A 12,105-nucleotide genomic window follows, 5' to 3' on the forward strand; every position below is an offset into this window, starting at 1 on the left:
TTGGACCTTGCGGTCCCGTCGCCCTTATTCCATCCGCGCCGTAAGCCGTGAGGCTTACTGCGCCGCCTGACCAGCCGAGGCGTAGGAATTCGCCGGGTTGGTCGCAAACTTCTTCTTCGCGCCTTCGACCCAGGTCGCGAATTCCTGGTCGCTCACGACCCTGACCGCGATCGGCATGAAGGCATGGTCCTTGCCGCACAGTTCCGAGCACTGGCCGTAGAACACGCCGGTCTTGGTGGCCTTGAACCAGCTCTCGTTGAGGCGGCCGGGGATCGAGTCGATCTTCACGCCGAAGGCCGGCACCGCGAAGGAGTGGATCACGTCGGCGCCGGTGGTCTGGATCCGCACCACCTTGTTGACCGGGACCACCATCTCGTTGTCGACGCCGAGCAGGCGCGGCTGCTTGTCCTTGTCGAGCAGCGAGTCGAACTCGAACTTGCCGTTATCCGGATAGGCGTAGGACCAGTACCACTGCTTGCCGGTGACCTTCACCGTGAGATCCGGCTTCGGCACGTCGAGCTCCAGGAACAGCAGGCGGAACGACGGCACCGCGATGCCGACCAGGATCAGCACCGGGATCAGCGTCCAGGCCACCTCGATCAGCGTGTTGTGGGTGGTCCTGGAGGGGACCGGGTTGGCCCTGGCGTTGAACTTCACCACCACGATGATGAGCAACGCGAGCACGAACAGCGTGATCAGGGTGATCAGTACCAGCAGGAAATTGTGAAACCAGATGATGTTTTCCATCACCGGGGTCACGCCTTCCTGCAGCGTGTGCTCCCACGGCGCCGGCTGCCCCATTTCGGCGAAGGCCGATCCCGCGGCGACAGACGCCACACCCGCCACCGCCAACCCCAGCAATTGCCTGCCCAACCGGCCAATCGACATCTTCATGCCGCTCGCGCTCCCTTGCATTATTCCCCAAAGCACCCCCGGCATGTAGCCGAAAATGCAGCACGATCCGCCCTGACAAATGGCCTTCCGGACATACCCGTCTCTGAGTCAAGGTGGGTACGGGAGCCAGATCGCTAGAACGCGTCGAAATCCAGCCTCTCAAACCATAATTCTCCGGCGCTCGCAATGCAGTAGTGGGGCCGAAAGCCATGCGCCTGCGATGAAGCTGCCGCTTGCGATTTTTCCCGCAAAATCAAGCGAAAGCACTTGGACCAATTGTCCATGCCGCTTGACAGGGGGATTACCGGATGTACCCACAGACAGGGCAGCGCACAGGAACCTGATTCGCTGCGGGCTGCCCCAATCCGGCGCGAGAATGGCTTCACGATCGCCTTCAAGGCGCCGTCATTGCGGTATCAGTCGACGCCTGAGCATGATCCGGAAGAGTGGAAACCGGTTTTCCGAAAGATCATGCTCAAACAAGAAGATGAGATCATGATTCGCTTCCGGGAAGCGCATCGTGGCGCGCGTGCTACCGGCGGACGGCCGGACCGACCGAACATCTATAAGGATCGACCCGGATGGGCGCTTCGAACATTCGTTTGACGATGGCCAGCCGACTCGGCGGCCTCGCGATTCTGGCCCTCTGCCTCGGCCTTTCTCTTGGCCTGACCCAGCCGGCGAACGCGCAAGGCGCGGTGCGCTCGGTCCACGGCGACTGGCAGATCCGCTGCGACACTCCGCCCGGCGCCCAGGCCGAGCAATGCGCGCTGATCCAGAGCGTGGTAGCGGAAGACCGCTCCAATGCCGGCCTGACCGTGATCGTGCTGAAGACCGCCGACCAGAAGAGCCGCCTGATGCGCGTGGTCGCGCCGCTCGGCGTGCTGCTGCCCTCCGGCCTCGGCCTCAAGCTCGACAATCAGGACGTCGGCCGCGCCGGTTTCGTCAGATGCCTGCCCAATGGCTGCGTCGCCGAGGTCGTGATGGACGACAAGCTGCTCGGCCAGCTCAAGAACGCCAAGACCGCGACCTTCATCATCTTCGAGACGCCCGAGGAAGGGATTGGCTTTCCGCTCAGCCTGAATGGCCTGGCGGAGGGGTATGACAAATTGCCCTAGCGGCGCCGAGCGGCACAGGAAAGCGTAGCCCGGATGGAGCGCAGCGCAATCCGGGGCCGCCATCATCGCGGATTGACCAGTCCCGGATTGCGCTGCGCTTCATCCGGGCTACGCCATCTCAACGGACGCCGGCGTAATAGTCGAACAACGCGATCGCCTCCGTGGACAGCCAGTCCGCCTCACCCGTCATGTAGCCTTCGACCTGCCCGGTGATGCCGATCAAAAATGAGATCGGCATGCCGTAGAGCGCGAACGGCGTATCGACCTCGGCGGCGTCGACGCGCGAGACGAGACCACCGGGATCGAAGCCGATCGCGAGGTGGCGCAGCTTGAGCTGCTTGACGTAGGGCGCGACCGGCGCGCGGTTGCGATCGGTGCTGATAGCGACGACCACGAGATCGCGACGGCCGCTGGCGGCAAGGCGGTCCAGCATCGGCAGCTCGGTCCGGCACGCCGCGCACCAGGTGGCCCAGAAGTTCACCAGCACCATCTTGCCTTTGAACGCCGTGAGATCGAGCGCGCCGCCGGCGAGCGCCGGGATCGCGACCGGCGGCACCGGGCGGGCGCCTTCGACCTGCGTGAACTGATGCCGGATGGTGCCGAATTGCGGCGGTCCCGACGCTGCGCGCGCAGCTCCGGTGGGCATTGCGAGCGAGGCGCCGGCGCCAATCATGCCGGCAACGACCGCGCGGCGCGTCGGTGCGAGAGCTGACGTCATGACAAGTTCTCCGCTTGGCTTGATGGCCACATCGCTCAGGACCGGATGTAGGACCAGCCGGCTTCCTGCAATTCGATGATGCGCCCGGGCCCGTTCGGCACCAGGTCGACATGATCGAGCAGCACCAGCGGATGTCCCTCGGCGCGCTCCATGCCGAGCTTGGTGGCTTCGCAGACAACCAAGCGGATGTCGGGCGTGAGCCCCCGCACCACCCGCAGCAGATCCTTCACCGGCGAGGTATCGGCGCGCAGCATGTGGACGCCAGCATTGTAGGCGACGACCTCGATCTCGAACGGCTCGTTGCGCTCCCGATAATATTTCGGGAGGTTGAGCGCGGTCGAGATCAGCGCCCGCATCGTGGTCGGGTCGTCGCTGTTGATCGGCAGCACAACGTGGTGCACGCGCGGCTCGGGCTTCTTCGGCTCGGGCTTCGAGACCGCCGCGACCGAACCGGTGAGCAGCATTGTCGCGGCGAACGGCACCGCGAAGGCCAGCACCAGCCCGGTCACGACCGTCAGCGTGCGGCGAGAGATGCGCATCGCGCTCGCCTCACGGCGCGCTCGCGAGCAGGGCGAACTGGCTACGCTTGGCGTAGGCGACGATCACACTCAATGTCAGCAGCACGAGGGCGGGCACCGGCGAGCCGCCGATCACGAACAGATGCGTGATGGTGGCGCCGACCATGATGCAGCTCAGCAGCACGCCGCCGAACGCCGCGACCGGGGGCAGCAGGATCAGGACCGCGCCGAGCAGCTCCAGCGATCCGGTGAAATAGCGGAACCACTGACCGAGCCCAATATGCTCGAATTCCTCGACCAGCATAGGCACACCGTAGAGCTTGGCGGCGCCAGCGGCGGCAAAGGCCAAAGCGAGCAGTCCCCTGACGACCCAGAGGCTGACGGATTTCCAGCGCGACGGCGCCGCGGCAACTGCAACTGACATTGATGACTCCCGAGTTGTTCGTAAGGCCGGACCGCGGCCACCCGACCGATCGGCGGCTGGCCCGCGGCTTTCGGTGGTCTAAATTCGGGAGTAAGATGAAAAGAACAAGTAGGATGCTTTTTGTGAGGTAGTATGAAAAAACTGACTATTGAGCCCGCCGAGCCTCCGATGGCGTCCGAGCCGTGCAACGGCGACCTGTCCGCGCAATTTCATCGCGCGCTGTCGGTGCTGGCCGGGAAATGGAAGGGCGACATCCTCTGGCAATTGGTCGAGCGCAAGCGGCGATTCGGCGAGCTGCGCCAGTCGATCCCCGGCGTAACCCAGCACATGCTGACCACGCAGCTGCGCGATCTCGAGGCCAACGGTCTCGTCAAGCGCACGGTCTATCCCGAGGTGCCGCCTCGGGTTGAGTACGAGATGACGCCGTCCGCCAAGGCGCTCAAGCCGGTGTTCGACGAGCTGTACCGGTGGGCGCAGGAGCATGGCTTTCCGACCTCGGCACAAGGCACCGCGCAGCCGAAGCCGCAATCGGCCGATGCAGCCGAGCGCGAAAGCCAGCCGCGGAAGGCGGATCGGCGCTCAAGGTGATGACGACAAGGTGACGAGCCCGACGGGGCACTGTGATCGACCGCATAGCCGCAGGCACTCCCGGTTTGCCACCCCAACCACTATCTTTGATGATCGCCGTCCGGGCCTGAACCGGGACCGGTACAGGTTTCCGGGTTGTAAGATGAGTTTTCCGCTCGTCTCTGCTTCAATCCCCCGAAATCCTTGGCTTCCGGGTTCCCCACTGGCAATCAGTTGCGCTTCAGGCAAGGATGACGAGGAATCGCCAAGCAATCGCATTGCGTCGGAGTGACCATGACCAATCCCGCCACGACCTCCCTGCTCGACCGCGCCAATCTGGACCGCGATGCTGTCCGCCGCGAGGTGTCCCGCGGCCTTGAAGGCGCCGACGACGGCGAGCTGTTCCTGGAGTTCGGGCAGACCGAGGCGCTGGTGTTCGACAACGGAAGGCTGAAGCAGGCGACCTATGACACCTCGCAGGGCTTCGGCCTGCGCGCGGTCAAGGACGACGCGGTCGGCTATGCGCATTCCTCCGACGTCTCGATCCCGGCGCTGATCCGCGCCGCGGATGCGGTCGCGGCCGTGCGCGGCGGCTATGCCGGCACTTTCGCCGCGGCGCCCGCCCACACCAACATCAAGCTCTATGGCGACGAGAACCCGCTGGACGGGCCGGCATTCGAGGCCAAGGTCAAGCTGCTCGGCGAGATCGACGCCTATGTCAGGGACAAGGACCCGCGGGTGCGTCAGGTCTCGGCCAGCCTCACCGCGACTTGGCAGGTGGTCGAGATCCTGCGGCCCGACGGCGAGAGCTATCGCGACATCCGCCCGCTGGTGCGCGTTAACATCTCCGTCGTCGCCGGCCAGGGCGACCGCCAGGAGAGCGGCAGCAAGGGCTATGGCGGCCGCGAGGGCTATGCCCGCTTCATCGAGACCAAGGCCTGGCGCGACGCCGCCGACGGCGCGCTGCGCGAGGCGCTGGTCAATCTCGAATCGGTGCCGGCGCCCGCCGGCGAGATGGACGTGGTGCTCGGCGCCGGCTGGCCCGGCGTGATGCTGCATGAGGCCGTCGGCCACGGGCTCGAGGGCGACTTCAACCGCAAGCAGACCTCCGCCTTTGCCGGCCTGATGGGCCAGCAGGTCGCCGCCAAGGGCGTCACCGTGGTCGACGATGGCACCATGGCCTCGCGCCGCGGCTCGCTCTCGATCGACGACGAGGGCACGCCGACCAACCGCACCGTGCTGATCGAGGATGGCATTCTGGTCGGCTACATGCAGGACCGCCAGAACGCCCGGCTGATGGGCATGAAGCCGACCGGCAACGGTCGTCGGCAGAGCTATGCCCATGTGCCGATGCCGCGCATGACCAACACCTACATGCTGTCGGGCGACCGCGACCCGGCCGAGATCATCGCCTCGGTGAGGAACGGCATGTACGCCGCCAATTTCGGCGGCGGCCAGGTCGACATCACCTCGGGCAAGTACGTGTTCCAGTGCACCGAGGCCTACAAGATCGAGAACGGCAAGCTCGGCGCGCCGCTGAAGGGCGCCATGCTGATCGGCAACGGACCGACCGATCTCCACAGGATCACCATGATCGGCAACGATCTTGCGCTGGATACGGGAATCGGCACCTGCGGCAAGAACGGCCAGGGCGTGCCGGTCGGCGTTGGCCAACCGACGCTCAGGATGGAACGGATTACGGTCGGAGGAACGGGCTAGTGAGCAGCGGAAACGAAGTCGTGACGGCCAAGCCGACCAGCTGGCGCGGGCAGGCCGTGCAACTGGCCGCGATCGTGGCCGTCGTGTTCCTCGCCAAGGGCGCGATCGCCGAGCCGTTCTACGTGCCGTCGGGATCGATGGAGCCGACGCTGCTGATCGGCGACGCGCTGGTCGCCTCGAAATATCCCTATGGCTACGGCGCGGCCTCACTGCCGATCCAGATCACGCTGCCTGAAACCGGCCGCGTGTTCGGCGAGACGCCGAAGCGCGGCGACGTCGTCGTGTTCCGCTGGCCGGGCGACCGCTCGCAGGCCTGGGTCAAGCGCGTGGTCGGGCTGCCCGGCGACCGCATCCAGATGCGGCAGGGTCAGCTCTTCATCAACGATCATGCGGCGACGCTGAAGCCCGACGGCACCGGCTTCGCCGAAGACGATCGCGGCGGCGGCGAGGAGGCGTATCGCTATATCGAGACGCTGCCGAACGGCGTCAACCACGCGATCTTCAAGATTCGCGACAACGGCCGGCTCGACAACACCCAAGAGGTGACGGTGCCGCCGGGCAAACTGTTCGTGCTCGGCGACAATCGGGACAATTCCGCCGATAGCCGCGTGCCGGTGCGCGACGGCGGCGTCGGCCTCTTGCCGATCGACAATCTGATCGGCCGCGCCGACGCCGTGGTCGGCTCCTGGGACCTCGGCATCCGCAGCCAGCCGGTCTGGACCTGGCTCTCAGGCTTCCGCCTCGCGCGCTTCTTCACCTCGGTGCAGTAGACGCGTAGCCTGGATGGAGCGCAGCGCAATCCGGGATCTCCCACTCTGCAAGATGTCCCGGATTTCGCTTCGCTCCATCCGGGCTACATTCCTTGCGGGATGATAGTCGTGACCTTCGACGACATCAGGCACATCGCGCTGGCATGGCCGGAGGTCGAGGACGGCTCTTCCTACGGCACGCCGGCGCTGAAGGTGCGCAACAGGATGCTGGTGCGGCTCAAGGAGGACGGCGACAGCCTGGTGATGCCGGGCGTTCCGGCGGAGGAGCGCGACATGCTGGTCGAGCATCAGCCCAAGGTGTTCTACTTCACTGATCACTACCGCGACTACCCGATGGTCCTGATCCGCCTGTCGAAGGTCAAACGCGCCACCGTCGAGCCCTTGCTGCGCCGGCACTGGCGCACGCTGGCATCGAAGAAGGCGGTCCGCGACTACGACGCGACCGCCTCGTCGTGACGCAGGACGAATTCCTCGCAGCCGCGCTGCGCAACCCGGCCAATCAAGCCATCACCGACGAGCTGCACCGCCTCGGCCTGCCCGATGCGTGGCTGGTCGCCGGCTGCCTGGTGCAGACCGTCTGGAACGTGTTGACCAGCCGGCCGCTCGATCATGGCATCAGCGACCACGACATCTTCTATTTCGATCCGGATACCTCATGGGAGGCCGAGGACGCGGTGATCCGCGAGCTGAAGGCACGGCTTGCGCATCTCGGTGTCGCGATCGAGGTGCGCAACCAGGCCCGCGTCCATCTCTGGTATCCCGACAAGCACGGCCTGCCCTACCCGGCGCTGTCGCGTTCGATCGACGGCATCGATCGCTTCCTCACCGAAAACACGCAGATCGGCATCCGCCGCACCACGCGCGGCTACGACGTCTATGCGCCGAACGGTTTCGATGATGTCGCCGGCATGATCGTGCGGCCGAACCGAACCGCGAACTTTTCGCCGGCGAACTATGCGACGAAGTCGGCGCGCTGGAAGGCGCTCTGGCCCGAGATCACGGTGCTGGCGGCGGAGTAGCCTGTCGTCGCTTCGTAGCCCGGATGAAGCGCAGCGAAATCCGGGGCAGACCCGTCCGCGGTGAGCGCGGTCCCGGATTGCGCTTCGCTCCATCCGGGCTACAGAATCAACGCACCACGCCCGACGTGAACCCCGCCTTGCGGCGCGGCGGCTTGATATCTTTCTTCAGGAAGCAATGCGCGTCGCGGCCGGCATAGCCGGGCCGGGCGTAGGTCCAGGCGCGGCACTTGTTGTCGGCGGTGCAGGCGGCCTGGCAGGCCTCGTCGCCGTCGCTGCTCTTCAGCTCGAAATTCTTGTAGTCGCCGCCGAGCCGGTCGATCGAGGTTTCGATGGCGCCGTTGCGCGGCTCGACCACACCCGCGCCGCGCACCCCGGAGACGCAGCAGACGTTCTGCACCCGTGGCGGCACGGTGCTCTTCAGCCAGCACACCGCCCCATTATTGGCGTCGGTCGGATAGTTGAAGCTCCAGGCGCGGCAACGGCGGTCACGCTCGCAGGTCAGCGCGCAATCGGCCGGATCGCCCGTCGTCACCGGCGCGTTGAGATAGTCGCCGCCGGGGCGGTCGAAATTGGTCTGCGCCAATGCCGGGCGCGCGACGACCGCGGCCGCAAGGACCGCAAACATCACCACACACGCCCTAAAGTGGCGGCCTATCCCCATGAGATTGCTTTCAAATTCGCGCAGCCCCGCGCGTTTAGCGGGGCGTCATTTGAACGCCATGAACCTGTACGGCGGATGAACGGCGGGTGCGACGCCACCGCCGTTCGCGCGCGCCTCACGCCCGGATCGGATCCAAGAGGGGACTAAAAGGCGTATTCCTGATAGGCCGGTTCCACCGAGCCCTTCCAGGGACCGTTGAACTTCTCCAGCATCTCCTCGGCCGGCGAGCGGCCGGCCTCGATGATGCGCTCGAGCGGTTCGAGGAAGCGGCTCTCGTCGCGTCCGAGATGATCGATCCGGCCGCGCCGCCGCAATCCGGCATGCGACAGGATCAGGCACTCCTTGGCGATCTCGAACAGATAGCGATCCTTGATCCGCGACTTGAAGCCGAAACGCGGCACGTCGTCACGCAGCGCCTGCCGCTCCGGCGCGGTCCAGTGGCGGACGATGTCCCAGGCGGCGTCGAGGCTGTCATTGTCGTAGAGCAGCCCGACCCAGAACGCCGGCAGCGCCGGCAGCCGGCCCCACGGCACGCCGTCGGCGCCGCGCATTTCGAGGTAACGCTTCAACCGCACCTCGGGGAAGATCGTCGAGAGGTGATTGGCCCAGTCCGACAAGGTCGGGCGCTCGCCCGGGAAGGCGGCATTCTTGCCGGCGAAGAAATCCCGGAACGAGGAGCCGGAGACGTCGATATATTCCTCGCCGCGCTTGACGAAATACATCGGAACGTCGAGCGCGTAATCGACATAGCGCTCGAAGCCCATGCCGTCCTCGAATGCGAACGGCACCATGCCGCTGCGCGCGTTGTCGGTGTCACGCCAGATCTCGGAACGGAACGACAGGAAGCCGTTGGGCTTGCCTTCGGTGAACGGCGAATTGGCGAACAAGGCGGTCGCGATCGGCTGCAGCGCCAGCGACACCCGCAGCTTCTTCACCATGTCGGCTTCGGAGGAGAAGTCGAGATTGGTCTGCACCGTGCAGGTCCGGAACATCATGTCGAGGCCGTATTTGCCGACCTTCGGCATGTAGTTTCGCATGATCTTGTAACGCCCCTTGGGCATCATGGGGATCTGCGCGCGCGACCAGGACGGCGTCATGCCGAGGCCGAGGAAGCCGATGCCGAGCGGGGTTGCGATCTCCCGCACCTGCGCCAGATGCGCCATCAATTCCGACTGCGTCTGATGCACGGTTTCGACCGGCGCGCCCGACAGTTCGAACTGCCCGCCGGGCTCGAGCGAAATCGCGCCGCCGCCGGTGACGTCATAGAGGCCGATGATGTTGCCGCGCTCCATGATCGGCTCCCAGCCGAGCAAGAGCTTCATGCCCTCGAGCAGCGCGCCGATGCCCTTGGCGCCTTCATAGGGCACGGGCTGATGGCCCTCCAGCGTGAACGGAGTCTTCTCGTGCTCGGTGCCGATCCGGAATTCGGACTCAGGCTTCACGCCGGCTTCAAGCCACGCCACGAGTTCGTCGCGCGACTGCAGCGGCGTCATGTCGATCTGGTCACGCGCCATAGATAATCCAACTCAAGGGCGCTTCGATCGAAGGCGCGCGGTGGCAGGGACAGCCGCGAGCCACAACGGCTGCGGATGATGGAATCAGCAATATCATCGGGCAGGCACGCCGTCTCGCGCAGGCGCAGCCTTGCTGTCAGCCTTGGTCTCGTTCTTGACGTCGCCTTTGGCGTCGCCGCAGGCGCAGCCGAGCCGGTCGAGCAGGCCGCACAGCCTGGTTGCGTCGGCGTCGGATAATTTCGAGCCGACATGCTTGTCGATCGCGGCGGAATAGGCGTTCCACATCCGCTTCTGCAGCTCGCGTCCAGCCTCGGTGATCTCGACGAACTGGCCGCGCTTGTCGATCTTGCATTCGCGGCGGGCGGCGAGCCCCTCGTCGACCAGCTTGTCTATGAGCCGCGAGGTCGAATATTGCGGGATCAGCATCTGGCGCTCGAGCTCGACCGGGCGCAGCTCGCCCGACGGCGCGCGGGACAGCTCGAGCAAAGCGTCATACCAGGCGAGCGGCGGAAAACCGGCCTTCTTCAAATCCTGCTCGACGCAGTCCAGCACCCGGCTCGGCACCCGCATCAGGCGGATCCAGGCGGCCGTCGCCTCGCTCGATAGCTTGCGTTTCATGGTCTAGCTCATAGGGTCCCGGCACCGACTGTACCGCACTGAATGCATCTGCATCAATCTTGACTATTTCATGCAGGCGCATGTAGGCAATCCCTCTCCGGACGCCAAGAACAAGGGAAGGAATACCCCTATGAAGCTTTATTACACCCCCGGTGCCTGCTCCCTCTCCCCCCATATCGCCCTGCTCGAGGCCGGGCTGCCCTACGACCTGGTCAAGGTCGATCTCCGCGCCAAGAAGCTCGAAAACGGCGACGATTTCCTCCAGGTGAACCCCAAGGGCCAGGTGCCGGCGCTGGCGCTGGATACCGGCGAGATGGTCACCGAGGGGCCGATCATCATCCAGATGATCGCCGACAAGGCCGCCGACAAGAAGCTGGCGCCGGCGCGGGACTCCAACGAGCGCTACAAGCTGCTCGAATGGCTGAACTACACCACGACCGAGCTGCACAAGAATCTCGGCCCGATGTTTTCGCCCGTGCTCGCCGACGACGCCAAGGCCTTCTTCAAGGACCGCGCCATGGGCAAGTTCAAATATGTCGAGAGCCAGCTCGCCGGACGCGACTATTTGATGGGCAACCAGTTCACGGTCGCCGACGGCTACCTCTTCACCATGATCATGTGGGCGCAGGATCGGCTCGGCTTCGACTTCTCCGGCCTGCCGAACGTGACCGCCTACAAGGCCCGCGTCGCGGCGCGCCCGAAGGTGCAGGAGGCGCTGAAGAAGGAAGGCCTGCTCAAGGCGGCCTGAGCTCGCTCACAGCGACCGCGATAGAGCCGGGTCGGCCGATCCGGCTCTTTTTTGTTGTGGGTTCGCCGATCCTCTCTCTCGACACCGGAGGCGGAACGTCTCAATTTAACCTGCATTAAAGCGATTAATACTAAGTCGGTGTAGTTCCGGCTGAGGGCGTGGCCGTCCTTGTTCGCGCGATCCAACTGACCGACTATGACCTGCGGCGCGCCCTCCGCTCCAACTGGTCTAAAAATGTGACGATCGCCTTTACCCTTTTATTGACCAGCACCCTGGTTGGGCTGGCAACCAGTTTGTACTTTCGGGTTTGGACATTGATGCTGGAGTCGCCGCTGGTCGCGGTGCTCGCGGCGATCGTGCTCCAATCCGACGGCTTCTCCTTTGCCACCGGCGCTCCGATCGTCGTCGCCTGTCTCGCGTTCAACCAGTTCGCCTATCTCGCTGGCGCCTTGCTCTCTCCGGAGACTGACGGCTCAATGGCGGAAGAAATTGACGGCCTGCCAGACCGTCGCGGCGAGCACAATATCCGCGGCCAGAACGAGTAGCGCGAGGCCGGCCCATGACGGGCCTTTGCCCCGCAGACGCAGCGGCTTCCGCCACCGCGATGACCGCAAGGAAAACAAGGAATCCTTCGCCGCGATCTCCGCGGCACCTTCCTTGAACGCAGAACTCATCGCACGACACCCTCACGCTGATCGTCGCCCCGGCGATCGACGAGCAAGAGTGATGCCAGCAGCGTGGTGCCAGTGGGGAACGAGCGTGGCGGGACTTTGACGCGCATGACCGTCGCGCAACAGGATCAAGTCGGATCGATGAC

The 12,105-nt window shown here is 65.0% G+C and carries 16 protein-coding genes; 9 read left to right on the forward strand and 7 right to left on the reverse strand.

The window, feature by feature from the left end; genetic code table 11:
* Nucleotides 1-54: 54 nt before the first annotated feature.
* Complete coding sequence (gene coxB / locus J2R76_RS24090) at nt 55-894, reverse strand: cytochrome c oxidase subunit II (RefSeq protein WP_026191935.1); 840 nt, start codon at nt 892-894, stop codon at nt 55-57.
* 282 nt (nt 895-1,176) lie between these two features.
* Here coxB and J2R76_RS24095 point away from each other — a divergent pair, with 282 nt between their 5' ends.
* Entirely contained in the window at nt 1,177-1,500 is a 324-nt protein-coding gene (locus J2R76_RS24095) for a hypothetical protein (RefSeq protein WP_141341606.1), read from the forward strand.
* Nucleotides 1,476-2,012 (forward strand): invasion associated locus B family protein, encoded by a 537-nt coding sequence (locus J2R76_RS24100; protein WP_253625069.1) that lies wholly within the window; start codon nt 1,476-1,478, stop codon nt 2,010-2,012. The genes J2R76_RS24095 and J2R76_RS24100 overlap by 25 nt, the downstream gene beginning before the upstream one ends.
* Nucleotides 2,013-2,130: 118 nt before the next feature.
* On the opposite strand, the gene J2R76_RS24105 is transcribed toward J2R76_RS24100, so the two are convergent.
* The 3 genes from J2R76_RS24105 to J2R76_RS24115 are packed head-to-tail and all read right to left on the reverse strand — an operon-like array spanning nt 2,131 to nt 3,672.
* Entirely contained in the window at nt 2,131-2,730 is a 600-nt protein-coding gene (locus J2R76_RS24105; protein ID WP_253625070.1) for a TlpA disulfide reductase family protein, read from the reverse strand.
* Nucleotides 2,731-2,765: 35 nt separating this feature from the next.
* On the reverse strand, nt 2,766-3,269 hold the full coding sequence (locus J2R76_RS24110; RefSeq protein ID WP_229191376.1) for a hypothetical protein: 504 nt from the start codon (nt 3,267-3,269) through the stop codon (nt 2,766-2,768).
* A gap of 10 nt (nt 3,270-3,279) precedes the next feature.
* Nucleotides 3,280-3,672 (reverse strand): DoxX family protein, encoded by a 393-nt coding sequence (locus J2R76_RS24115; RefSeq protein WP_057016074.1) that lies wholly within the window; start codon nt 3,670-3,672, stop codon nt 3,280-3,282.
* A gap of 132 nt (nt 3,673-3,804) precedes the next feature.
* Between J2R76_RS24115 and J2R76_RS24120 the strand changes: the two genes are divergently transcribed.
* The 5 genes from J2R76_RS24120 (at nt 3,805) to J2R76_RS24140 (ending at nt 7,747) form a co-directional block, all read left to right on the forward strand.
* Nucleotides 3,805-4,260, forward strand: coding sequence for a helix-turn-helix domain-containing protein (locus J2R76_RS24120; protein ID WP_082653702.1), 456 nt, complete (start codon nt 3,805-3,807; stop codon nt 4,258-4,260).
* Between the two features lie 273 nt (nt 4,261-4,533).
* Entirely contained in the window at nt 4,534-5,958 is a 1,425-nt protein-coding gene (tldD, locus tag J2R76_RS24125; protein WP_253625071.1) for a metalloprotease TldD, read from the forward strand.
* Complete coding sequence (gene lepB, locus J2R76_RS24130) at nt 5,958-6,728, forward strand: signal peptidase I (RefSeq protein ID WP_016847099.1); 771 nt, start codon at nt 5,958-5,960, stop codon at nt 6,726-6,728. The genes tldD and lepB overlap by 1 nt, the downstream gene beginning before the upstream one ends.
* Before the next feature lie 108 nt (nt 6,729-6,836).
* A complete protein-coding gene (locus J2R76_RS24135; protein ID WP_253625072.1) occupies nt 6,837-7,184 on the forward strand; it encodes an MmcQ/YjbR family DNA-binding protein in 348 nt (115 codons plus the stop codon).
* Complete coding sequence (locus J2R76_RS24140) at nt 7,181-7,747, forward strand: nucleotidyltransferase family protein (RefSeq protein WP_253625073.1); 567 nt, start codon at nt 7,181-7,183, stop codon at nt 7,745-7,747. The genes J2R76_RS24135 and J2R76_RS24140 overlap by 4 nt, the downstream gene beginning before the upstream one ends.
* 106 nt (nt 7,748-7,853) lie before the next feature.
* Here the strand turns inward: J2R76_RS24140 and J2R76_RS24145 are convergent, their stop codons facing one another.
* From J2R76_RS24145 to J2R76_RS24155, 3 genes are all read right to left on the reverse strand, one after another.
* On the reverse strand, nt 7,854-8,408 hold the full coding sequence (locus J2R76_RS24145) for a PAN domain-containing protein (protein WP_375166531.1): 555 nt from the start codon (nt 8,406-8,408) through the stop codon (nt 7,854-7,856).
* A 143-nt stretch (nt 8,409-8,551) separates the two neighbouring features.
* The gene (locus tag J2R76_RS24150) at nt 8,552-9,922 is read right to left on the reverse strand and encodes a glutamate--cysteine ligase (RefSeq protein WP_076832366.1); all 1,371 of its coding nucleotides are present in this window, start codon (nt 9,920-9,922) and stop codon (nt 8,552-8,554) included.
* Nucleotides 9,923-10,015: 93 nt separating this feature from the next.
* On the reverse strand, nt 10,016-10,540 hold the full coding sequence (locus J2R76_RS24155; protein WP_016847103.1) for a MarR family winged helix-turn-helix transcriptional regulator: 525 nt from the start codon (nt 10,538-10,540) through the stop codon (nt 10,016-10,018).
* 130 nt (nt 10,541-10,670) lie between these two features.
* On the opposite strand from J2R76_RS24155, the gene gstA reads away from it, so the two are divergent.
* On the forward strand, nt 10,671-11,288 hold the full coding sequence (gene gstA / locus J2R76_RS24160; protein WP_057016067.1) for a glutathione transferase GstA: 618 nt from the start codon (nt 10,671-10,673) through the stop codon (nt 11,286-11,288).
* 158 nt (nt 11,289-11,446) lie between these two features.
* Nucleotides 11,447-11,833 carry a hypothetical protein gene (locus J2R76_RS24165; protein ID WP_229191373.1) on the forward strand — a complete coding sequence of 129 codons (387 nt, stop codon included), beginning with the start codon at nt 11,447-11,449 and terminating at the stop codon, nt 11,831-11,833.
* Nucleotides 11,834-12,105 lie beyond the last annotated feature (272 nt).

This window comes from Bradyrhizobium sp. USDA 4532 (assembly GCF_024171315.1).
In the GTDB taxonomy this organism is placed as follows: Bacteria; Pseudomonadota; Alphaproteobacteria; order Rhizobiales; family Xanthobacteraceae; genus Bradyrhizobium; species Bradyrhizobium australafricanum.

Excerpts from the sequence above, each read along its gene's own strand:
- gstA (WP_057016067.1), top strand. The coding sequence starts at position 10,671 with ATGAAGCTTTATTACACCCCCGGTGCCTGCTCCCTCTCCCCCCATATC.
- J2R76_RS24100 (WP_253625069.1), top strand. The coding sequence starts at position 1,476 with ATGGGCGCTTCGAACATTCGTTTGACGATGGCCAGCCGACTCGGCGGC.
- J2R76_RS24105 (WP_253625070.1), bottom strand. The coding sequence starts at position 2,730 with ATGACGTCAGCTCTCGCACCGACGCGCCGCGCGGTCGTTGCCGGCATG.
- coxB (WP_026191935.1), bottom strand. The coding sequence starts at position 894 with ATGAAGATGTCGATTGGCCGGTTGGGCAGGCAATTGCTGGGGTTGGCG.
- J2R76_RS24145 (WP_375166531.1), bottom strand. The coding sequence starts at position 8,408 with ATGGGGATAGGCCGCCACTTTAGGGCGTGTGTGGTGATGTTTGCGGTC.
- J2R76_RS24115 (WP_057016074.1), bottom strand. The coding sequence starts at position 3,672 with ATGTCAGTTGCAGTTGCCGCGGCGCCGTCGCGCTGGAAATCCGTCAGC.
- J2R76_RS24150 (WP_076832366.1), bottom strand. The coding sequence starts at position 9,922 with ATGGCGCGTGACCAGATCGACATGACGCCGCTGCAGTCGCGCGACGAA.
- J2R76_RS24095 (WP_141341606.1), top strand. The coding sequence starts at position 1,177 with ATGCCGCTTGACAGGGGGATTACCGGATGTACCCACAGACAGGGCAGC.
- J2R76_RS24155 (WP_016847103.1), bottom strand. The coding sequence starts at position 10,540 with ATGAAACGCAAGCTATCGAGCGAGGCGACGGCCGCCTGGATCCGCCTG.
- J2R76_RS24120 (WP_082653702.1), top strand. The coding sequence starts at position 3,805 with ATGAAAAAACTGACTATTGAGCCCGCCGAGCCTCCGATGGCGTCCGAG.
- J2R76_RS24110 (WP_229191376.1), bottom strand. The coding sequence starts at position 3,269 with ATGCGCATCTCTCGCCGCACGCTGACGGTCGTGACCGGGCTGGTGCTG.
- tldD (WP_253625071.1), top strand. The coding sequence starts at position 4,534 with ATGACCAATCCCGCCACGACCTCCCTGCTCGACCGCGCCAATCTGGAC.